This is a genomic window from Hydrogenophaga taeniospiralis (assembly GCF_020510445.1).
GTDB lineage: Bacteria > Pseudomonadota > Gammaproteobacteria > Burkholderiales > Burkholderiaceae_C > Hydrogenophaga.
In genome coordinates this window covers 2,516,293-2,535,083 of record NZ_JAHBAG010000001.1, presented here as the reverse complement: position 1 = coordinate 2,535,083, position 18,791 = coordinate 2,516,293, and the positions used below count along the sequence as shown (strand labels likewise).

28 protein-coding genes and 1 pseudogene are annotated in these 18,791 nt (G+C 66.3%); 9 read left to right on the top strand and 20 right to left on the bottom strand.

Going from position 1 to position 18,791, the window contains the following annotated elements:
- The first annotated feature begins 12 nt into the window (after positions 1-12).
- The gene (locus KIH07_RS12220; RefSeq protein ID WP_226492226.1) at positions 13-951 is read left to right on the top strand and encodes a glycosyltransferase family 2 protein; all 939 of its coding nucleotides are present in this window, start codon (positions 13-15) and stop codon (positions 949-951) included.
- Between the two features lie 71 nt (positions 952-1,022).
- Positions 1,023-1,796, top strand: a complete 774-nt coding sequence (gene rfbF, locus KIH07_RS12215; protein ID WP_226492225.1) for a glucose-1-phosphate cytidylyltransferase — start codon at positions 1,023-1,025, stop codon at positions 1,794-1,796.
- 89 nt (positions 1,797-1,885) lie between these two features.
- Here the strand turns inward: rfbF and modC are convergent, their stop codons facing one another.
- The 3 genes from modC to KIH07_RS12200 are packed head-to-tail and all read right to left on the bottom strand — an operon-like array spanning position 1,886 to position 4,085.
- The gene (gene modC, locus KIH07_RS12210) at positions 1,886-2,959 is read right to left on the bottom strand and encodes a molybdenum ABC transporter ATP-binding protein (protein WP_226492224.1); all 1,074 of its coding nucleotides are present in this window, start codon (positions 2,957-2,959) and stop codon (positions 1,886-1,888) included.
- Between the two features lies 1 nt (position 2,960).
- Entirely contained in the window at positions 2,961-3,641 is a 681-nt protein-coding gene (gene modB, locus KIH07_RS12205; protein WP_226492223.1) for a molybdate ABC transporter permease subunit, read from the bottom strand.
- A 57-nt stretch (positions 3,642-3,698) separates the two neighbouring features.
- Positions 3,699-4,085, bottom strand: a complete 387-nt coding sequence (locus KIH07_RS12200; RefSeq protein WP_226492222.1) for a NifB/NifX family molybdenum-iron cluster-binding protein — start codon at positions 4,083-4,085, stop codon at positions 3,699-3,701.
- A 244-nt stretch (positions 4,086-4,329) separates the two neighbouring features.
- Between KIH07_RS12200 and KIH07_RS12195 the strand changes: the two genes are divergently transcribed.
- Both KIH07_RS12195 and KIH07_RS12190 read left to right on the top strand, forming a co-directional pair.
- A complete protein-coding gene (locus KIH07_RS12195; RefSeq protein ID WP_226492221.1) occupies positions 4,330-4,641 on the top strand; it encodes a helix-turn-helix domain-containing protein in 312 nt (103 codons plus the stop codon).
- Positions 4,642-4,652: 11 nt separating this feature from the next.
- Complete coding sequence (locus tag KIH07_RS12190) at positions 4,653-5,975, top strand: type II toxin-antitoxin system HipA family toxin (RefSeq protein ID WP_226492220.1); 1,323 nt, start codon at positions 4,653-4,655, stop codon at positions 5,973-5,975.
- Between the two features lie 13 nt (positions 5,976-5,988).
- On the opposite strand, the gene KIH07_RS12185 is transcribed toward KIH07_RS12190, so the two are convergent.
- The 14 genes from KIH07_RS12185 to nifB form a co-directional block, all read right to left on the bottom strand.
- Entirely contained in the window at positions 5,989-6,285 is a 297-nt protein-coding gene (locus KIH07_RS12185; RefSeq protein WP_226492219.1) for a 2Fe-2S iron-sulfur cluster-binding protein, read from the bottom strand.
- Between the two features lie 70 nt (positions 6,286-6,355).
- Entirely contained in the window at positions 6,356-7,201 is an 846-nt protein-coding gene (locus KIH07_RS12180; RefSeq protein ID WP_226492218.1) for an SIR2 family NAD-dependent protein deacylase, read from the bottom strand.
- 9 nt (positions 7,202-7,210) lie between these two features.
- Positions 7,211-8,374: a DegT/DnrJ/EryC1/StrS family aminotransferase gene (locus tag KIH07_RS12175; RefSeq protein ID WP_226492217.1), complete on the bottom strand. Its 1,164-nt coding sequence runs from the start codon at positions 8,372-8,374 to the stop codon at positions 7,211-7,213.
- 15 nt (positions 8,375-8,389) lie between these two features.
- A complete protein-coding gene (locus KIH07_RS12170; protein ID WP_226492216.1) occupies positions 8,390-8,650 on the bottom strand; it encodes a hypothetical protein in 261 nt (86 codons plus the stop codon).
- A 5-nt stretch (positions 8,651-8,655) separates the two neighbouring features.
- Positions 8,656-8,880: a putative nitrogen fixation protein NifT gene (nifT, locus tag KIH07_RS12165; protein WP_226492215.1), complete on the bottom strand. Its 225-nt coding sequence runs from the start codon at positions 8,878-8,880 to the stop codon at positions 8,656-8,658.
- A gap of 43 nt (positions 8,881-8,923) precedes the next feature.
- Positions 8,924-10,084 carry a cysteine desulfurase family protein gene (locus KIH07_RS12160; protein WP_226492214.1) on the bottom strand — a complete coding sequence of 387 codons (1,161 nt, stop codon included), beginning with the start codon at positions 10,082-10,084 and terminating at the stop codon, positions 8,924-8,926.
- A 121-nt stretch (positions 10,085-10,205) separates the two neighbouring features.
- The gene (locus KIH07_RS12155) at positions 10,206-10,595 is read right to left on the bottom strand and encodes a hypothetical protein (protein ID WP_226492213.1); all 390 of its coding nucleotides are present in this window, start codon (positions 10,593-10,595) and stop codon (positions 10,206-10,208) included.
- Complete coding sequence (locus KIH07_RS12150; RefSeq protein WP_226492212.1) at positions 10,592-10,870, bottom strand: nitrogen fixation protein NifZ; 279 nt, start codon at positions 10,868-10,870, stop codon at positions 10,592-10,594. Before KIH07_RS12150 ends, KIH07_RS12155 begins: the two co-directional genes overlap by 4 nt.
- Positions 10,867-11,265 (bottom strand): nitrogen fixation protein NifZ, encoded by a 399-nt coding sequence (locus KIH07_RS12145; RefSeq protein WP_226492211.1) that lies wholly within the window; start codon positions 11,263-11,265, stop codon positions 10,867-10,869. The genes KIH07_RS12150 and KIH07_RS12145 overlap by 4 nt, the downstream gene beginning before the upstream one ends.
- Positions 11,258-12,088: a 4Fe4S-binding leucine-rich repeat protein gene (locus tag KIH07_RS12140; RefSeq protein ID WP_226492210.1), complete on the bottom strand. Its 831-nt coding sequence runs from the start codon at positions 12,086-12,088 to the stop codon at positions 11,258-11,260. The genes KIH07_RS12145 and KIH07_RS12140 overlap by 8 nt, the downstream gene beginning before the upstream one ends.
- Positions 12,085-12,660, bottom strand: a complete 576-nt coding sequence (locus tag KIH07_RS12135; protein ID WP_226492209.1) for a hypothetical protein — start codon at positions 12,658-12,660, stop codon at positions 12,085-12,087. Before KIH07_RS12135 ends, KIH07_RS12140 begins: the two co-directional genes overlap by 4 nt.
- A 28-nt stretch (positions 12,661-12,688) precedes the next feature.
- Positions 12,689-13,090: a HesB/IscA family protein gene (locus KIH07_RS12130; RefSeq protein ID WP_226494694.1), complete on the bottom strand. Its 402-nt coding sequence runs from the start codon at positions 13,088-13,090 to the stop codon at positions 12,689-12,691.
- A 26-nt stretch (positions 13,091-13,116) separates the two neighbouring features.
- Entirely contained in the window at positions 13,117-13,311 is a 195-nt protein-coding gene (locus KIH07_RS12125) for a 4Fe-4S dicluster domain-containing protein (RefSeq protein WP_068173353.1), read from the bottom strand.
- Between the two features lie 43 nt (positions 13,312-13,354).
- Complete coding sequence (gene nifB, locus KIH07_RS12120; RefSeq protein WP_226492208.1) at positions 13,355-14,956, bottom strand: nitrogenase cofactor biosynthesis protein NifB; 1,602 nt, start codon at positions 14,954-14,956, stop codon at positions 13,355-13,357.
- A 281-nt stretch (positions 14,957-15,237) separates the two neighbouring features.
- Between nifB and KIH07_RS12115 the strand changes: the two genes are divergently transcribed.
- The 5 genes from KIH07_RS12115 to KIH07_RS12100 all read left to right on the top strand — a co-directional run bounded on the left by KIH07_RS12115 (position 15,238) and on the right by KIH07_RS12100 (position 17,719).
- Positions 15,238-15,858: a hypothetical protein gene (locus tag KIH07_RS12115; protein ID WP_226492207.1), complete on the top strand. Its 621-nt coding sequence runs from the start codon at positions 15,238-15,240 to the stop codon at positions 15,856-15,858.
- Positions 15,849-16,619 carry a hypothetical protein gene (locus KIH07_RS12110; protein ID WP_226492206.1) on the top strand — a complete coding sequence of 257 codons (771 nt, stop codon included), beginning with the start codon at positions 15,849-15,851 and terminating at the stop codon, positions 16,617-16,619. Before KIH07_RS12115 ends, KIH07_RS12110 begins: the two co-directional genes overlap by 10 nt.
- A 21-nt stretch (positions 16,620-16,640) precedes the next feature.
- Positions 16,641-16,910, top strand: a complete 270-nt coding sequence (locus KIH07_RS12105) for a hypothetical protein (RefSeq protein ID WP_226492205.1) — start codon at positions 16,641-16,643, stop codon at positions 16,908-16,910.
- A gap of 135 nt (positions 16,911-17,045) precedes the next feature.
- Entirely contained in the window at positions 17,046-17,171 is a 126-nt protein-coding gene (locus KIH07_RS25350) for a hypothetical protein (RefSeq protein ID WP_264181834.1), read from the top strand.
- Positions 17,168-17,719 (top strand): DUF998 domain-containing protein, encoded by a 552-nt coding sequence (locus tag KIH07_RS12100; protein ID WP_226492204.1) that lies wholly within the window; start codon positions 17,168-17,170, stop codon positions 17,717-17,719. The genes KIH07_RS25350 and KIH07_RS12100 overlap by 4 nt, the downstream gene beginning before the upstream one ends.
- Before the next feature lie 28 nt (positions 17,720-17,747).
- Here the strand turns inward: KIH07_RS12100 and KIH07_RS12095 are convergent.
- The 3 genes and pseudogenes from KIH07_RS12095 to KIH07_RS12085 form a co-directional block, all read right to left on the bottom strand.
- A pseudogene (locus tag KIH07_RS12095) lies at positions 17,748-18,030 on the bottom strand (DUF4172 domain-containing protein); the annotation flags it as partial.
- A 35-nt stretch (positions 18,031-18,065) separates the two neighbouring features.
- A complete protein-coding gene (locus KIH07_RS12090) occupies positions 18,066-18,380 on the bottom strand; it encodes a helix-turn-helix domain-containing protein (protein ID WP_226492203.1) in 315 nt (104 codons plus the stop codon).
- On the bottom strand, positions 18,352-18,747 hold the full coding sequence (locus KIH07_RS12085; RefSeq protein WP_226492202.1) for a type II toxin-antitoxin system RelE/ParE family toxin: 396 nt from the start codon (positions 18,745-18,747) through the stop codon (positions 18,352-18,354). Before KIH07_RS12085 ends, KIH07_RS12090 begins: the two co-directional genes overlap by 29 nt.
- Between the last annotated feature and the right edge of the window lie 44 nt (positions 18,748-18,791).

The window sequence follows — 18,791 nt, the reverse complement described above, 5'->3', positions numbered from 1 at the left end:
CAGGGTAAAGCAATGAACAATGCTCCATTGGTCAGTATTGGTGTGCCGGTCTACAACGGAGAAAAATCCCTCGCGCGCACGCTGGACTGCCTGCTGGGACAAACCTATAAGAATATTGAATTGGTCTTGTCCGACAATGCTTCTACCGACGCAACAGCGCAAATCTGCCAGAAATACTGCGCTCAGGATCATCGAATCAGATACGTGCGGCAGGAGAAGAATCTGGGGCTGCCTGGCAATTGGACGTATGTTGCCGACCAAGCCAAAGGCGAGTTTTTCATGTGGGCGGCGGCAGATGACCACTGGGAGCCGGAATTCATAGAAGTCTTGGTGAAGAAGCTGCTCGCGGAACCCGAAGCAATATTGGCATTCTGTCCCTACCGCCTCTTCAACAAAGAGACGCAGGAATACGAAGGCGAAGAGGTTCTCGAAGACTACGGGCACCGCTATGCGCTGGTGAGAATCTACAAGCTAACCAGGCAGTTGCTTGATCGTAGCAACCACGCGCTGATCCGAAGGCAGCGCGCCAAAGACATTGAATACAAGCTTTGGCTGTTTCCAGCAATCACAACGGTTTATAACGTCGCTTTTCCATCTCTGTATTTTCTTGCGGCCAAGGGAAACTTCGTTTTGACATCCCTGGACAAGCCCTTGTGGCGCAAGACCATGACCAGCAAACCGGCGCATGATTTGCCGCAGCACGCACGCCACCCAGGATTGACCTATCTCGGTCATGTGATTCGGAAAATACATCTGTTCTTCCGGTCGCTGGCCTACATCAGGCGTGGGGCAGATTCATATTTGTTCATGCTGGCTTGTGCGCCGATTCTGTTTGCCAGGATGACTCACGACATTGTTGTTCCGGTATGGGTGGTGCTGAAGGTTGTTGTTTCCGGCAGGAAGATGAAAGATTTTTCCCCTCATGACTTTTGGAAAATGGGCGTTCGCTGAAAGCGGCTAAACGAACCCTCAAATATTGTTCATACAGACAGACTGGATAACCCAGACAAGGGCGTAATGATATGAAAGCGGTAATTTTGGCAGGTGGCTTTGGAACTCGAATCAGCGAGGAAAGCGCCACCAAACCCAAACCAATGATTGAAATTGGCGGCAAGCCCATGCTCTGGCACATCATGAAAATTTATTCCAAAGCAGGAATAAACGACTTCGTGATCTGCTGTGGCTACAAAGGCTATGTGATCAAAGAATATTTCGCCAACTATTTTCTCCATACGGCCGACTTTACTTTCGACATCAAGAACAACAAAATGGAGGTGCACCATACCCAGGCTGAGCCATGGCGAATCACTCTGGTCGATACCGGCGAAGCAACCATGACCGGTGGGAGAATCAAGAGAATCAAGGACTACGTCGCTGGTGAACCTTTCTGCCTGACCTATGGCGACGGCGTGTGCGATATGGACATGAATCGGCTACTCGCCTTTCACCATGAACAAAAATCGATTGCCACGCTCACCGCTGTGCAGCCACCGGGGCGCTTCGGCGCTTTTACGTTAAGAGAAGACGACAGCAAAATCCACAACTTCAGCGAAAAGACAAAAGGGGACGGAGCGTGGATCAACGGTGGCTTTTTTGTCATGGAACCTGAGGTTTTTGATTATTTCTCGGGCGACGAAAGTGTTTTAGAGCAAGAACCACTCATGCAGCTGGCCCACCAAGGCAAGCTGGCGGCTTATCGCCACGATGGCTTCTGGCAAAACATGGATACCCTTCGGGACAAGAACCATCTTGAAAGTCTCTGGGCTGGCCCCAAAGCACCCTGGAAGATTTGGTAATTGTTGCCTTCTGATTGCCGGTGAATGTGAAGGTGGTTGTCGCCTGAATCATGCAGTGTCCATCCAACGCATGATTGCCGTGCGCAAAGCTACCCGATCAACGCCACCGCCTTGATCTGCGCCCAAACCGCCTGACCCGGCGCCAACCCCAGCGCATCCGCCGAGCGCCGCGTCAACCGCGCCAGCAACGACGACGAAGTCCCCACCTGCAAACGACACAGCGCCAGCGCCGGGTGGCTGTCATCCGCCAGCTGGTCGACCACCACCGGCAGGCTGTTGAGCAGGCTCGTGTCGGTCGCGGGCGAGAGCGCCAGGCTCACGTCGCGCGCCAGGATGCGGATGCGCACCGTGGCGCCTTTCTCTTGCCCGCCGTCGCGCACCCAGAGGCAGCCGCCGGGGAACGCCACCCGCGCCAGGCTCCAGGCCGCGTCGCGCTCCACCACCACGCCCTCCAGCACCACGCCCGCGTCTTCGCCCAGGCGGATCGGCAGATCGACGCGAGACAACACCTCGGCCAGCGGGCCCGAGGCCAGCGCCCTGCCCGCCTCCATGGCGACGATGTGGTCGGCCAGCCGCGCCACCTCGTCGGGCGCGTGGCTCACGTAGATCACCGGGATGTCCAGCTCACGGTGCAGGCGCTCCAGGTAGGGCAGGATTTCCTGCTTGCGCGCCAGGTCGAGCGCCGCCAGGGGCTCGTCCATGAGCAAGAGCCGCGGGCCCAGGGCCAGCGCCCGCGCGATGCCGATGCGGCTGCGCTCGCCGCCCGACAAGCGGGCGGGCTTGCGGTCCAGCAGGTGGCCGATGCCCAACAGTTCAATGGCCTGGTCCAGCCCCCGTTTGCCCGCGCCGGGCAGGCGCCGCAGGCCATAGCGCAGGTTGCCCATGACGGTGAGGTGGGGGAACAGGCTGGCTTCCTGGAACACGTAGCCCAGCGGGCGCTGGTGCGTGGGGAGCCAGACCCCGCTGTCTTGCCAGACCTCGCCATGGACGACCAGCCGCCCTTGCGGCGCGCGCTCCAGGCCGGCAATGCAGCGCAGCAGCGTGGTCTTGCCGGAGCCGGAGTGCCCGAACAAGGCGGTCACGCCGCGCGCGGGCAAGGCCAGGTCCACGTCGAGCGAAAACCCCGGCCAGTGAAGGTGAAAGCGGGTCTGGATGCCGGGCATGTCAGTGCCCTTCCTTGGGCTTCGGCCGCCAGGCGTACAGGGCCAGCAGCACGATGAACGAGAACACCAGCATGACGGCGGACAGGCGGTGCGCCTGCAGGTACTCCATGGCTTCCACGTGGTCGTAGATCTGCACCGAGGCCACGCGGGTCACACCGGGCAGGTTGCCGCCGATCATCAGCACCACACCGAACTCGCCCACGGTGTGCGCGAAGGTGAGGATCGACGCGGTCAGGAAGCCGGGCAGCGCCAGAGGCACGGCCACGGTGAAGAAGGCGTCCAGCGGCGAAGCCCGCAAGGTGGCGGCGACTTCCAGCGGCCGGTCACCGACCGCTTCAAAGGCGGTCTGCAGGGGCTGCACCATGAAGGGCAGGGAATAGAACACCGAGGCCACCACCAGGCCCCAGAAGGTGAAGGGCAAAGCACCGATGCCCAGCGCCTGCGTGAGCTGGCCCACCGGCCCGTGCGGCCCCATGGCCAGCAGCAGGTAGAAGCCCAGCACCGAGGGCGGCAACACCAGCGGCAAGGCCACCACCGCGCCCACCGGGCCTTTCCACCAGGCCTTGCTGCGCGCCAGCCACCACGCGATGGGCGTGCCCACCAGCAGCAGGATCAGGGTCACGATGCCGGCCAGCCGCACGGTCAGCCAGATGGCTTGCAGTTCGCTGTCGGTCAGTCCCATGGTGAGGGCACAGTGGGCACGTTCTTGACCTTCCGGATGTTGAAAGGCGGGGACGACTCAATGCCGCGAAAACAGGTCGCGCAGCTTGCACAGCGCGGTGGTGACGTCGAAGCGCGTGTCGGGCAGCGCCTCGCCGGCCAGCACCTTGTTCAGCGCCGTCAACGGATCGGTCTCGCCGGTCAGCAGCACCTGCGCCCCCCAGCCCGCCATGTGGCGCAGAAAGCCGTCACCCGCGCTGCCCGCGATCAGCAGCGCCACGCCGTGCAGGGGGTGCGGTCCGTCGTCCTTGAAGTGGTGGGGCAGCTGCTCCTTGCTGAGCGTGACGCGCTGCGGCTCGGGCAGCGGCTGGCCGCTCTGGCAATCGAACAGCAGCCATTCGCGGGCCTGGCCGGCGTGGCCGCTGACCTGGCTCCAGGCCTTGTGGGTGGCGATGGCGACTTTCATGAAGGGTCCTTGTCTCGATCACCACACAACGCGGGGGTCTGGCGACGGCGTGGTGTGCTTTGCGACACAACGCCCGCTCCAGCGTGGCTTGAGGGCCTGGTGTGCAAGTCGTGGGCCAGCCTGCGAAAGGGAAAAGTGAGGCGCTGAAACGAGGCACGCTGTCAGCGATACCAATATTGATCTATCATTCGATTTCGGATATTTATGATGAATTTTGCAAATAAATATCCGATATAGGATATTTATGAACGAAGGACACACGACGAACGAACTTCTGGCGGAGCTGGGGGAGCAGCTGCGCGCCCAGCGGCTCCGCTTGAACCTCACGCTCGAAGAGGTGGCCAAGCACGCAGGCCTGTCCATCAACGTCGTGCGTCGGCTGGAGAGCGGGGAAGGCTCGACGCTGGCCTCGTTCGTGACGGTGCTGCGGGTCCTGCGCCGCGATGAGTGGCTTTCCACGCTGCAGCCGCCCGTGACGATCAACCCGCTGAACATGCTCAAGAAGCGCGCGCCACGCCAGCGCGCCTACAAGCCCCGCAAGCAGAACCCGAACTGAGAGGCTGAGCCATGGCAACCGCAAAGAAAACAAGAACCTCGCCGTACCGGAGCGTCGACGCCGTGGAGGTGAGTGCCTGGGGCCAGCGGGTGGGCGCCGTCGCGCGCGAGCCGACCAAGAACTACTACGCCTTCCAATACGACCCGGCGTGGGTGAAGACCGGCATCGAGTTGGCCCCGATCACCATGCCACTGGCGCAGGCCAGCGAGCCCTTCATCTTCACGGACCTGCCGGAGCCGACCTACAAGCGCCTGCCAGCGCTCCTGGCCGACGCCCTGCCAGACGACTTCGGCAACGCGCTGATCGATGCCTGGATGGCCGATCAAGGCATCACCAAGACGGCCATCACCTCACTGGACCGCCTGGCCTACATGGGCAAGCGCGGCATGGGCGCCCTCACCTTCAGACCTCTGCGCGGGCCCAGTCCGAGCAAGCCAACCGCCATCCATCTGGGCCAGCTGGTCGAAGCCGCACGCCTGGCCGTGATGGGCGATTTCGACGGGGAAAACCACACCCATGCGGCGCTCAAGCAAATCATCCAGGTAGGGACCTCCGCAGGCGGGGCGCGCGCCAAGGCCACCATCGCCTGGAACCCCGACACCGAGGAGGTGCGCACCGGCCAGTTCGACATCCCGGACGGGTTCGAAGCCTGGTTGCTGAAGTTCGACGGCATGGGCAAAGACAGCGCGCTCGGTCCGTCCAAGGGGTACGGCCGCATCGAGTACGCCTACCACCTCATGGCCACCGAGGCGGGCATCGACATGTCGCCGTGTCGGCTGCTGGAAGAGAACGGGCGTGCGCACTTCATGACCCGGCGATTCGACCGCGAGGGCAACCAGCGCCACCACCTGCAGACGCTGTGTGCCATGGCGCACCTGGACTACAAGCAGGTGGCCACCCACAGCTACAACCAGCTGTTCCAGACAGCGAATCAGCTCCAGCTGGGCCGTGGTGCACTGGTAGAGATCCTGCGTCGCATGGTCTTCAATGTGCTGGCCGTCAACAACGACGACCACACCAAAAATTTCTCCTTCCTGTTGCGAGAAGGCGCCAGCTGGGCGCTGGCCCCCGCCTACGACATCACCCACGCGTTCAATCCGGACAACGAGTGGGTCAAGCAGCACCTGATGTCGGTCAACGGCCGCTTCCATCAGATCACGCGCCTCGACGTGCGTGAGGTGGCTGATCGCTTCGGTCTGCTCTCGGATGTGACCGACGTGATTGACAAGGTGCAGCAGGCGGTCGGTCAATGGCAAGGGTTCGCGAAACGCGCGGGCGTGGACAACGCGGAGGCCGAGGCGATCGCCAGCCAGATCGCCGAGCGGGCTTTCTAGCGCAGGAGGCGCGTCAAGCCGTCAACAACAGCTCCACCGTGACCGGCTCTTCGCCGAGCACGGCCTGGCAGGCCAGGCGCGAGGCGGAGGCCACGCCCACCATGCCGTCGAGCTTCTGGTTTTCCACCGGCTGGATGCGCGAGAGGCTCTTGCGTCCGCTGGTGACGAAGACGTGGCAGCTCTCGCATTTGGCATTTCCACCGCATTTGCTCACCACCGGCTCCCCCACGGTGAGCAGGGCTTTGAGCAGGGTGGTGCCGGCGGCGACTTCGTAGGTTTTGCCGGATGGGAGAACGGTGAGTGTGGTCATTTTTTAGTGCCTCAAGGCTGTGGGTGGAAAGGAAAAGCGAACGGGAAAAACCAGGGGAACGGAAGCGGGTTCAGGCGGCCAGCGCGGGCTGCAGGGCTTCGATCAGGGCGGCCGAAAAATCGGCCAGCGCCATGGGGATGCGGGTGATGCCCTGCTCTTCGAGGAAGCGCGCTTCCATGCGCGTGGGCGGCTCGGGCAACACCGCCCAGTGGTGGTCGCTGGAGCGCTTCATGATCTGGCGCGCGAAGCTGCGGGTGAGCTGGTCGTCGAAGCGGCAGCCGAGAAACAGGAAGTGGCGCCCGATGCGCCAGCGCTGCACCGCCTCGGGGATGGGGGTCTGGATGTCGATCTCGGTGAGCACCTCGACGTAGTCGCTGTCGGAGACGAGGTAGTTGCCCGCCGGGTCGTGGCTGCCGATGGGCTTGTAGAGCAGGGGCCCGGCCTGCGGGGACGGCTCGGGCAGCGGCGCGCCGGCCGCGTCGTAGGCGCCGGTCCACTGGCCGAAGTGTTCGGACTGCGACAGGCCCTGCACCTGCACCCAGCCACCGGCCGGGCGGGCCTGGCGCAGCGCGGCGGCCAGGGTGTCGTCGTACCAGGTGTCCACCCACAGCCCCGCGCCGCTGCGGGCCAGCGCCAGGTGCAGCGCGGACGGCGCGGGCACGCTGGCAAAGGCCTCGTTCATCAGCTGCACCACCGACTTGCGGTGCTTGAAGTTCTCGATGAACTGCGCCGCCTGCGTCAGGCGCTTGCGGATCTTGTGCGGCACGCTGACCTTGCTGGTCATGATCTCGGCCAGCGCCAGCGGCGTGGCCGGCACCTGCACATCACCGCACAGCGACAACATGTCGGGCCCCAGGTAGGGAATGACGGCCCCCGCGTCGAGCTGGCGGGCGATGTCGTGGATCAGGTCGTTCATGGTGTTTCCTTAGAGGTAAATGGCGGCCCCGGCGCCGACGTTGGTGGCGGTGTCCTTCAACGTCGTCACGATGTACTGCACCTGCGTGGCATCCAGCTGGGTGTGCAGCGGCAGCGCGAGCGCGCGGTCGCCGATGCGGTCGGTGTCGCGCAGCAGGCCGCGCTGGTGGCCGATGGCGCCGCTGGCTTCCATGTAGTGGTGCTGCTGGTGCAGCGGGTGGCTGTAGGCGGCGGCTTCGATGCCGCAGGCGCGCAGGTCGTCGATCATCTGGGCGCGCGCGCTGGCCGTGAAGCGTTTGCCCAGGTGCACCACGTAGAGCATCCAGTGCACCTCGTCCACGTTTTCGGCCAGGTACGGCGGCTTCACGCCCTCGAAACTCTGCATCTGCTGGTGGTACCAGACCTCGACCTGCTTGCGCGCGGCCAGCCGCTCGTCAAGCCCGGCGAGCTGGGCCAGGCCGAGCGCGGCGGTGAGCTCGCTCATGCCGGCCTGCAGCGGCACCCGCGAGCCGACCGACACCGAATGGCGGTCGCTCAGGCGGCGCTGGCGCAGGTAGCGCAGCTCGTGCACCAGCGCGTCGTCGTCGGTCACGAGCATGCCGCCCTCGCCGGTGCACAGGGCCGAGGGTTGCGAGAAGTCGAACACCGACACGTCGCCAAACGTGCCGACGGTCTGGCCCAGGTAGCGCGAGCCCAGGGCCTCGCTGCTGTCTTCGATCAGGGCCACGCCGTGTTCGGCGGCCAGCGCGCGCAGGGCGCGCCAGTCGGCGGGGTGGCCGTTGGTGTTGCCCGCGAGGATGGCGCGGGTCTGGGGCGTGATCTTGAGCGCGGCCTTCTCGGGGCTCAGGCTGCCGGTCCAGTAGTTGATGTCGGCGAACACCGGCGTGGCGCCCGCGAGCGTGATGGCCTGCGCCACCTGGTGCCAGCTGTGGGTGGCGCAGACCACCTCGTCGCCCGGGCCGATGCCCAGCGCGCGCAAGGCGATCCAGGTGCCCAGCGTGCCGCTGCCCACGGCCACGGCGTGGCGCCGACCGACCCAGCCGGCGAAGGCGTGCTCGAAGGATTCGAGCATCGGGCCGTCGCCCCAGCGGGTGGACTGCAGCACCGCGTTGACGAGCTGCAACTCGCGCTCGCCGCATTCGGGTTCGTAGAGGGAGATGGCATCGATTTCCATGGGGTGCCTCTGGCTTCAGTCTTGGGTGAGGATCAGTGCGGTGGCTTCTTCGGGTTGCTGGGTGACGCTCCAGCAATGGCCGTTGGAGGTGGCGAGGTAGACCTTGCGGGCACCCAGCAGCAGCGCGGGCTTTTCGTCGCGCATGTCCATCGCATCGACCAGCACCACCTTCATGTCGGGGTGCTGGGAACGCCAGATCGAGGCCGCGTCGCGCAGGGTGGTGGCGGCGCCCACGAGTTCACCGGCGGCGCGCAGATGTTCGGTGCTGATGGACATGGCGTTCAGTCCTCGGTGACCGAAGAGGCCAGGCGCCGGGCTTCGACGGTGATGGGCAGGGTGGTGCCTTCGGGCATCGCCGGCAGGTCGAGCTGCCAGCCGTTGGCCAGCGTGACCAGCCCGCCCCACATGCCGGGTTCGACCATGGCGACGATGGGCTCCTCCAGATCTTTCTTGGGCACGTAGGCGCTCAACACGCCTTTGGCGTCTTTGCGGATCATCACTTTCATGGGGCGCTCCAGTCAGGAAAACACAGGGTGGGAAAACAGGCGGTCATGCGGCGGCCAGCGCGGCGTGTTCGTCGCGCAGCAGAGGCTCCAGCACAGGGGGCAAGGCGCTCAGCAGGTGGGCCACGTCGTCGGGGCCGCTGGTGCGACCGAGCGAGAGGCGCACCGCGGCCAGCGCCTCGTCGCGCGGCACGCCCATGGCGCCGAGCACGTGCGAGGGTTCGGAGCCGCCCGACGAACAGGCCGCGCCCGACGAGGCGGCCACGCCCAGGCGCTCCAGGCGGTTCAGCACCACGTCGGCGGACACGCGGCCAAAGCGCAGGTAGCAGGTGCCGGGCAGGCGCGGCGCGCCCTGGCCCCAGACCTGCACGCCGGGCAGGGCGCACAGGCCGCGCTCCAGCGCATCGCGCAGCGCCGTCTGGCGCGTGGCCTCGGCGGCCAGACCGTCCCCATGGCCCAGCAGCTCCAGCGCGGCGGCCATGCCCACGATGCCGGGCAGGTTCTCGGTGCCCCCGCGCCGGCCGCGCTCCTGGCTACCCAGCGTCTGCGGCACAAAGGGCTGGCCCTGGCGCAGCAGCAAGGCGCCCACGCCTTTGGGCCCGTTGAATTTGTGGGCCGAGAGCGAGACCGCGTCGGCCCCGAAGCGGGCGAACTCAAACGGCAGCTTGCCGATGAACTGGGTCGCGTCCACGTGCAGCGCGGCGCCGGCGGCCTGCGCCAGCGCGGCGACCTCGGCCACCGGCATCAACACCCCGGTTTCGTTGTTGGCGGCCATGAGCGAGACCAGGGCCACGTCGGGCCCGATCAGGCTGGCCGCGGCGGTGGTGTCCAGCGTGCCGTCGCCCCGCACGGGCAGAAAGCCCACCGGCACGCCGGCCTCGGCCAGCGCGCGCGCCAGCCGCAAGTGGCCCGCGTGTTCAACCGCGCTGAACAGCACGCGCCGCCGCCCAGGCCCCGCCGCGGCGAGCAGGCCGCGCACGGCCATGTGGTTGGCCTCGGTGGCACCGCTGGTGAACACCACCTCCTGCGCCTTGCAGCCCAGCACCCGGGAGGTGCTGGCGCGGGCGGCACTCAAGGCCCGCTTGGCGCCCTGCCCCGGCCCGTGTTGCGAAGACGGGTTGGCCCATAGCTGCTCGAACACCGGCAGCATCGCCGCGACCACGGCGGGCGCAGGGGGTGTGGTGGCGTTGTGATCAAAGTAGATCACGGCGGGCTTTCAGACGGGGCGTGAAGTGGTCCAGCCCAGGGCACCGCCGGGCCGGCTTTGCCGGACGGCCAGTGCCGCCCCCTGGGGGGTAGCGCGAAGCGCTGCGGGGGGGTCATCGTGATCATGGCCAGAATTTGCGTTCTGGGTCCAGGCACAGCAGGTCGATCAGCGCGTCCAGCGATGCGTGCTCGACGCACGCGACCCAGCGCCCGTTGGCGTGGTCGCGCTGGCACAGCCGCCAGCCCGGCGCCGCGTCGGCGGCGGCCCCGGCCGGTGCCTCGCAGGGTTCCAGCCAGGCGATGTCGATGGTGCCGCCGCCGGGGTCCACGTTGCGCGAGCAGCAGGGACTCTCGATGCGAAAGCCCTGGCCCTCGCGCAGCACGCGCGGGCGCACGTAGCGGTAGCGCACGCGCTGGCGCAGCGCGCGCTCCAGCCGGTGCTGCACCAGGTCGCGCACCCGCCCCCCGGCCCTGGCGGCCGGCTCCGCGCTGGCGCAGGGCTCGGGCTTCATGCGGGATCGTCCGTCTCGGGCCGCCAGCCTTCGGGCGTGGCCACGATTTCGAGTTCCAGGCAGCCGACCACGCAGCCGTCGAAATCGACCAGGTAGACCGGTTCGTTCGCCTCGGTCGCGTGGCCCACGTTCACCACCATGCCCACCGCGCCGCGCGGCACCAGCAGCGCGTCGACCGCGCGCTCGGGGTGGCTGCCGTCGTTGAGCAGATCGTCCAGCGCCACCACGTGCTGGCCCCAGGCGTAGAGTGGGGGGCGGGGTTCGATGCCGTTCATGGGGCCTCCGTGGGTGTGAGCGAAGACGAGGGGGTGTGGGTGGCGGCGGCGGGCCGGGCCGAGCCGAGCGTGCTCAGCGCCTGGGCCTTCTCGCCCAGCTGCGCCAGCACCTCGTCGGGCAGGTTGTCCAGCGTGCACAGCTCCTTGGCCCGCATGCCCACGCGGTGGCCGGATTCGACGAAGTCCACCGCGTAGATGTAGAACTGCTGCAGGAAGGTGTTGATGTTGATCACGTAGCCGATCTCGCCCTTGTGCACCAGCACCTCGCCGATGTCCCGGCCGTTGTAGGTGCCGTCGTTGCGGATCACCGAGCGCGCCACCACCCGCTCGCCGTACCGGAAGCGCGGCGGGCCGGCCAGTTCGATCTCGTTGTCGTCGCGGTTGATGTCAGCCATGGGCCACTCCCGTGGGTGCCCGCGCGGGCAGGGTTCGCGGGCCGGGTGCGGCGGCGCGGCGCTCGCGCGCGCTGCGGCGCACCTCGGGGTCTTCGTCGTCGCACAGCGCCGCCAGCGTGGCCGGGTCGGCGCGCTGGGCGACCTCCCAGCGCACGCGCCAGTCGGGGTCTTGCGCCAGGCGCGGCAGCAGCGCCACCGGCAGGCGCTCGGCCACCACGCGGCGCACCTCGGGCGCGGTGTCGTCCAGCAGCTGCAGCAGCGCCGGCATCTCCAGCCGCTGCGCCACCCGCAGGCGCACGGCGCGGTCCGCATCGCGCGCCAGGGTGGGCAGCAGGGCCAGCGGCAGGCGCAGCGCGACGAGTTCGCGCACGCCGTAGTCGGGGTCGTCGCGCAGGGCCGCCAGCGCCGCGGGCGCGAGCCGCTGCGCCACGCGCAGGCGCACCTCGCGGTGGGGGTCGCGGGCCAGCCGGGGCAGTTGCTCCAGCGGCAGGCGCAGCGCGATCTGCAGCCGCACGGTTTCGTCGGGGTCGTCGATCAGGGCGCGCAGGCGGAACACGCTGGCGCGGCGCGCGGCGATGGCGCGCACCTCGAAATACGGGTGGCTGAGCTGCTGGTCGGACAGCGAGGGGTGCCAACGGAAGAAGCGGTCGATGCGGCGGGCGTACACGTCCTGCAGGCAGGCGTGGCCCGGCTCGCAGCCCTGCTCGCCGGGCAGCGCGCGCAGGGGGGCGCAAGCGCAGGCGGTGCAGTCGATGGCCCCGCCCTGCCAGTGCTGCGGCGGGATGTCGCCCGTGGGCGCGCGGTGGGCCAGCGGCGTGTTCATGGGCCGACCCCGCCCCAGCCGCGCACCGGGTACGCGGCTGGGGACTCACCCGCGCCCGCCTCGCCGCCCCGCTCGTGGCGCGCCAGCACGTGCGCCAACAGGGCGCCGCCCACGTGGTCGGCCGGGTCCAGGCGGCGCAGCTCGGTCAGCAGGGCGCGCGCCTCGTCCATCGCACCCAGGCGCATGTGCAGGTAGGCCAGGCCCTTGAGCGCGAACAGATAGAAGCGCACCGCCGCGTCGTGGCGCGCGGCGTCGTCGCTGGGGGGCACGTCGCCGAAGTCCGGCCCCAGCGCGGTGCGGGCAATGGCCAGCGCGTCTTCGCCCGCGTCGCGCGCGGCGGCGAGGTTGTGGCCGTAGAAATGAAACCGGTAGAGCGCGATCAGCGGCGCGGGATGGCGCGGCGCGGCCACGCGGGCCTGCTCCAGCAAGGCCAGGGCCTGCCCGGGCTGGTCGCGCAGCAGGCCGGCCTGCGCGATCAACGCGGCCACCTCTGGGCTGAGCGCGGCGCCGATCGCGCCCAGGCCGAACGCCGCTGCCGCGTCGTCAAAGCCCAGGTTGGCGGCGTCGTCCATGGCCCGGTTCCCGTGGTGGGCGCTGGGCTCAGGACGCCAGCGTGGCGGGCCGGCCGCGGCCGATGGCGCCGATCTCGATCTTGGCCACGCCGGGCGGCGCGGCGGACTCGGCGCTGCTGCAGCCGCAGGCGGCCTGGTTCGGGTTGGTGAAGGTCAGGCCCGACTGCGTCGGCGTGTCGGCGAAATCGACGATCACGCCTTCGAGCAACAGCCGGCTCTCGGCCCCCAGGAACAGACGCAGGCCTTCGATTTCCAGCACCTGCTCACCCGGGCCGGGCGCAGCTTCGGCGCTGAATTCGGAGCTGTAGCCCGAGCAGCCCCCCGGGCTGACCGCCAGACGAAAACCCGCGCCCGCCGGCAGGCCGGAGAAGCGCACGATGCGCGAAATGAACTTGACCGCGGCGGGCTTGAGAACGATGTTGGGCAGCATGGTGGTGGTCTCGATGGGGATGGGGGTCACGCCTTCACGATGCAGCCGTCGACCGGGCACACGGCCACGCACTGCGGCTCGTCGAAGTGGCCCACGCAGTCGGTGCACTTCTTGGGGTCGATGACGTAGGTGCCGCCTTTTTCGCGGATCGCGACGTTCGGGCACTCGGGTTCGCAGGCCGAGCAGGCGGTGCAGGTGGACGCGATGATCTTCATGGGCATGGTGGCTCTCCTTCTCTAGGGAAACGTCGTGGGGAAATGAGGGTCAGGCGGCTTCGGCCAGGCCGCCGGTGAAAGCACCCTGGCGGATCTGCGCGTCGCCGCGCGGCTGGTGCGTGATGGCGCCGCTGGCGATGCGGCCGCGGTAGTCGTTGAACCAGTCCAGCGCGGCCTTTTCGATGAACTCGCCGACGTACTGGTCCACCGGCTCCACACCGGCGGCCAGCAGCTCGTCGCGCGGGCAGGCGCCGATCTTGGCGACCAGCACGGCGTGGCAGTCGTTGATGGCCTTGACCACCGAGGGCAGTTGCTCGTCGTCGCCAAAGCCGCCCTGGCAATACAGGTCCACCCGGCGGTGGCCGACGAACAGGGCCTGCGTGGCCGAGACTTCAAACACCTGGAATTCGGTGACGTGGCCGAAGTGTTCGTTCACTCGGCCGCCGCCCTTGGTGGCCACGGCGACCAGCACCTTCATGTCGTCGGCCACACCCACGGCGTTGGCGGCCGCGGCCAGGGCCTCCTGCTTCGCCGCCTGCTGGGCCTGGCGCTCCACCTCGACCTTGTCCTGGTAGCTCTTGCGCTTGTCCAGGTCGTAGACCACTTCCATCTGCTCCAGCTTGTCGAGCGTGAACTCTTCCGAGCGGTCTTCGCCCAGCAGGCCCACCGCGTCGGCGCGGCACTGGCGGCAGTGGCGCATCAGGTTGGCGCCGCCCATGCAGGCGTCCTGCACCGCCTTCAACTCCGACGCGGTCGGGCCGCGCTGGCCGGTGAGGCCGAACACCGTGCCGTGCTCCGCTTCGCTGATGAGCGGCATGATGTTGTGCAGGAAGGCACCGCGCTTCTTCACCTCGCGGTTGACCTCGTACAGGTGCTCGTCGTTGATGCCCGGGATCAGCACCGAGTTGATCTTGGTGAGCACGCCGCGCGCGGTGAGCATCTCCAGGCCGAGCATCTGGCGCTCGTGCAGGATCTTGGCGGCCTCGTAGCCGGTCACGCGCTTGTGGTTCCAGAAGATCCAGGGGTAGATCTTCTCGCCCACGGCCGGGTCCACCATGTTGATGGTGATCGTCACGTGGTCGACGTTGTATTTGCAGATCTCGTCCACGTAATCCGGCAGCGCCAGGCCGTTGGTGGACAGGCAGAGCTTGATGTCGGGCGCCTGCTCCTGCAGCATGCGGAAGGTCTCGAAGGTCTTCTTCGGATTCGCCAGCGCATCGCCCGGCCCGGCGATGCCCAGCACCGTCATCTGCGGGATCTCACTCGCGACCGCCACCACCTTCTTCACCGCCTGCTCGGGCGTGAGCTTCTGGCTCACGACGCCGGGGCGGCTTTCATTGGAGCAGTCGTATTTGCGGTTGCAGTAGTTGCACTGGATGTTGCAGGCCGGCGCCACCGCCACGTGCATGCGCGCGTAGTGATGGTGGGCTTCCTCGGAATAGCAGGGGTGGTTCTTGACCTTGTCCCAGATCTCTTGCGGCATGTCGTCGGGGCCGTCGGACGAACCACAACTGGCCTTGCCCTCGCCCCCCGAAGTGCCACAGCCGCCACCGGCCGCGGGCACGTCGAGCGAGGCGCCCAGGGGCTTGATCTGGCCGATGGAAACGTACGTCTTGGCGGGCATGGAACCCGCAGCGGTGCTTGTCGACATGAAGACCCTTCCTGCGGCCGACCATGGCCGCTCGGAGGGTCATCAGCGAAATCCGTGCCACGGAAAAAACCGTTTCATATCAACGATCTGAAGGTTTTGTCGTGTGTAGGAAAGAGGACAGGCGGGATGTCGGGGCGGCGGGCTGCGTCGGGGTTGCGACAAAGCAGGGGACCGTTGCAGCCGCAATGCGGAGATCGCACCACACCTGCGCGCGCCGGTCGCCCAGGTGCGGCGCCGGCAATGGTAGGCTGTCGCCCCAGCCACGCTCCCCCCGAAGTTGAATGACCTTCCACCCACTGGCCCGAATCCCCCGACGAGACCTCGCCTGGGCTGCGGTGCTGTTGCTGTGTGTGCTCTATTTCTATGTCTTGCGCCTCTCCCAGTGCCCCTGGGTGGACGGGCCTTTTGCCTTTGTCCGGGGATGCCACAACGGCGGCATCGACTGGAATGCCTTCATGGCACCCATCGGCATGGTGGTCATGTTCGCGCTGCCCATGTCCGTCGTTTACTGGGTGCTGAGAGGGCTGCAGATCCTCTCCCGAGGGATCTGGCGCGGCTTTCGCAGGATGACCGGAACATCCGTAGAACATCCCTCCCCTGAATCCCCGCCCTTTCGCGCAGGACCGCTGACGCTCATCTCGGCCTTTGTCGTGCTCGGTGCTCCGAGCCTCTGGCTGGGCACGCTGGCGGTGTCCTTTCTCAGCCCGACATGGGGCGTGCCTGTGCTGCCCGCTGGCGTCGCCATGGGATTGGTCGCAGGTACGCTGGGTGTTCGGCATTGGAGGGCGTGCGTCTCGCGGGACGCGGCGCGACAGCTGCACCTCGCGGCCATACTGGTCGCCAGCATGGCCTTGCTGATCTTCGGGACATCGGCGCAACTGCTTCGCAGCCCATGCCCCTGATCGCCTACCTTCTGGCGGCTTCGGTCGTGGCCTCTTTGATCGTCGCCTTTGTCTGCGTCAGATGGGCTGTTGGCCGAAGCCCCCGAAAGATCGCCACCACATGGGCTGTTGGGCTGGCGTGCGGTGCACTCCTGTCGCTGTGGCCTGTGGTGACTGACAGCTTCTTCCGAATCAACGGGGTGCTCGTCGACTTCACACTCGACTTCACCGCACGCGAAGCACTTGCATTCATCGGGTTTTCATTCGGCTGCGTCGGAGGTGTTCTGTTTCACGCCTGGGGATGGGCTTCCACCGTTCGCTCCAACACGGTCGGATTACCTCATCGGGACAGCTCTTCCATCCATGATCCTGTTCTTGGCCCGCTGACCCGAGAACGGCACGAATGGACCGGGACGATGCCTTCGCCCACTGGCAAAGGCTTCGTCCACCTGCGCATTGCTGAATGTGCTCACCAGGACATGGCCGAAATAGACACTTCCAGTCTTACGAAGTTTCTGGACAACTACGCCGAGATGACGGGTGTCCTGCGCCTTGCCTTGTTCGAGCTGTTCACGCCCCACCTACCAGACCCCCTGTGGGAGGACAACTGGCCAACGAACGCAGAGGCCCTTTGGGGCATGCTGCAACTTGAAGAAATCGAATTGAAGCCCACGGGCGAGTTGGGCTTGTCGTACGCATTCATCGGTGATATCTGGCCCGATGCCACCTTCTCCCTGCTGGTAGACGGGGCACAGGTAAAACCGATGGCCCTGGATGACTGAATCACCTCAACCAACATGCCTGTGAGTTCGAGCACTTTTCGAGGGTTGCTGCGCCGCGCCATCTCCGTCGCCGCATGGGCCGTGATCGTATTGGTGAGCTTCGGCCTGGGCTTCGGGGCGATCCCTGAGTTCTATCTGCTGATCAGCGGACAGGCACAACCCGGCGATCTCCTGCCCGACGGCAGACTCATGACAACAGCAGAACATGCACAGGAGATCGTTACCGACCTTATCGTCATCGTCATCTGCTTTGGCATCAAGGCGATAGCCAGACGACTGTTGCGCCCGTGAACCGGGAACCGACCACCGCATCCGCCCAGCAAGAACACCCATGACTCTCGAAACCTGCCCCTTTATGACCACCCCATCCCCCATCGCGCAGCTCTGGTTTCCGTGATCACCTGGCCCAGGATCATTGGATGCGGCATGACTCTGCTCTTATCCGCCCTGAAGAACACCCGGTTCATGGCCGTGTTTCCTCCCGAGACGCGCGACCAAACGATCAGCGAAGACCGCCTGCGCGCGGCGCTGCCGCAGCGGGTGAACACGTGATTGGCAGCGCCCGGGCGCTTGCGCTCCTGGGGACCGGCGGGGTCCTCATATTTATAGGGGTCGTTTGCGTGCTCTCCGGCGCCCAGCCGGGGTACGACCCGATCCAGCAGTTCATGAGCGAGCTGGCGCTCGGGCCTTGGGGCGGATTCATGATCGTCGCCTTTGTCGGATTGGCGGTATTGGTCGCCGCCAGCGCCGCCCACCTGCGCGCCAGCGGAACGCCGAAGCTGCTGACCCATACCCTGGCCCTCGCGGCTATCTGCCTGGTCGGCGCTGGCGCCATCACGCTCGGCGACTCGGTCTCTGTCCATGTGGCACTGGTGGCGCTGGCGTTTGCGCTGTGCGGGCTGGCCATGTACCTCCTGCCTCGACTCGCTCGCACTCACGGACGCCCGATGGACCACCTGATCTCGTGGGGTGCCGGCCTGGTCATGTGCGCGGCGACCGCCCTCGGCGGGCTGCTCATCCCCGTCGGCATCGCTCAGCGCCTCTCAGCTGGTGCATTGATGTTCTGGCTGCTCTGGGTGGTCTGGCGGCGGCACGGGTAAACGGCGAAGAAACGCCAGAACTGTCCAGCGTCTGCCGCAGATTCATGGGCGTGCCCGCCCAGCGCTGCCAGAACTGGGCTTTGTCCAGCACGCCCGCCAGCAAGCCGTCGGCGCCCTGCACGGCGCGCAGCGGGCAGGCCAGGAACCAACTGAGCCACGGGTGACGTCCAGCGTGCCGCGTTGGGTGGCTTCGAGCTGGTCGTCATACTGTTTGCGTTCGCGCTGTAGCTGGGCGCTGAGGCTGTAGAAGCGCTGGGCTGTGCCCTCTGCGCGGGCCAGGGCCAGTCGCCCACGGCGCGGCTGATGCGGCCCGCCAGATGGCCCTGCGCTCGGTGCACCTGCGCGCTCAGGCGACGATTTCGAGGCCGCGCTTTTGCACAAGGTGCAGCAGCTTGAGGGCGGTTCCCGTGGGCTTCTTCTGGCCAATCTCCCACTTCTGTACCGTTGAGAGGCTGGTATTGAGCAGGCGGGCGAACACGGCTTGGCTAACCCGCGTCGTTTCTCGGATGTGCTTGATTTGTTCGGGCTGCAGGGGCTCGACGGGTGGTAAGCACAGTTGATCGAATTCTCGCAGCGTCACCCGATCCATCACGCCCGCCTTGTGCAGCCCCTTGGCCGTTTCATGAACAGCCTCAAGAATGGGTGATTTGGTCTTTCGCATCGCAATCTACCTCCATCAGTTCACCGGCACTTTGTGCCTGTCCAAGCGCCTGCGGTGTCAACGACAACAGGTTCGCCGCCAATTTCTTCAATGCTTCGATTTCGTCTTTGTCGATGTTGCTGCGCTCGTTTTTCGGAAAGCCGAAGACGAACACCCATCGGTTGCCCTTGTTGGTGGCCACCAGGGTTCGATAGCCGCCGCTCTTTCCCTGTCCCGGCCGGCCGATCCGCTTCTTGACCAGCCCACCGCCCAGGTCGGCATCCACAAGGCCCTGCATCATTTCGTGGACGGCGGCACACAGAGCAGAGGCCACCAATCCTTCTTTGCGCGCCCAGCGGTCAAACCATCTCGTCTTGAAAACCTTCATGCACATCCCCCCCTGTCGGCGATTTTATAGCACCTAGTGCTATG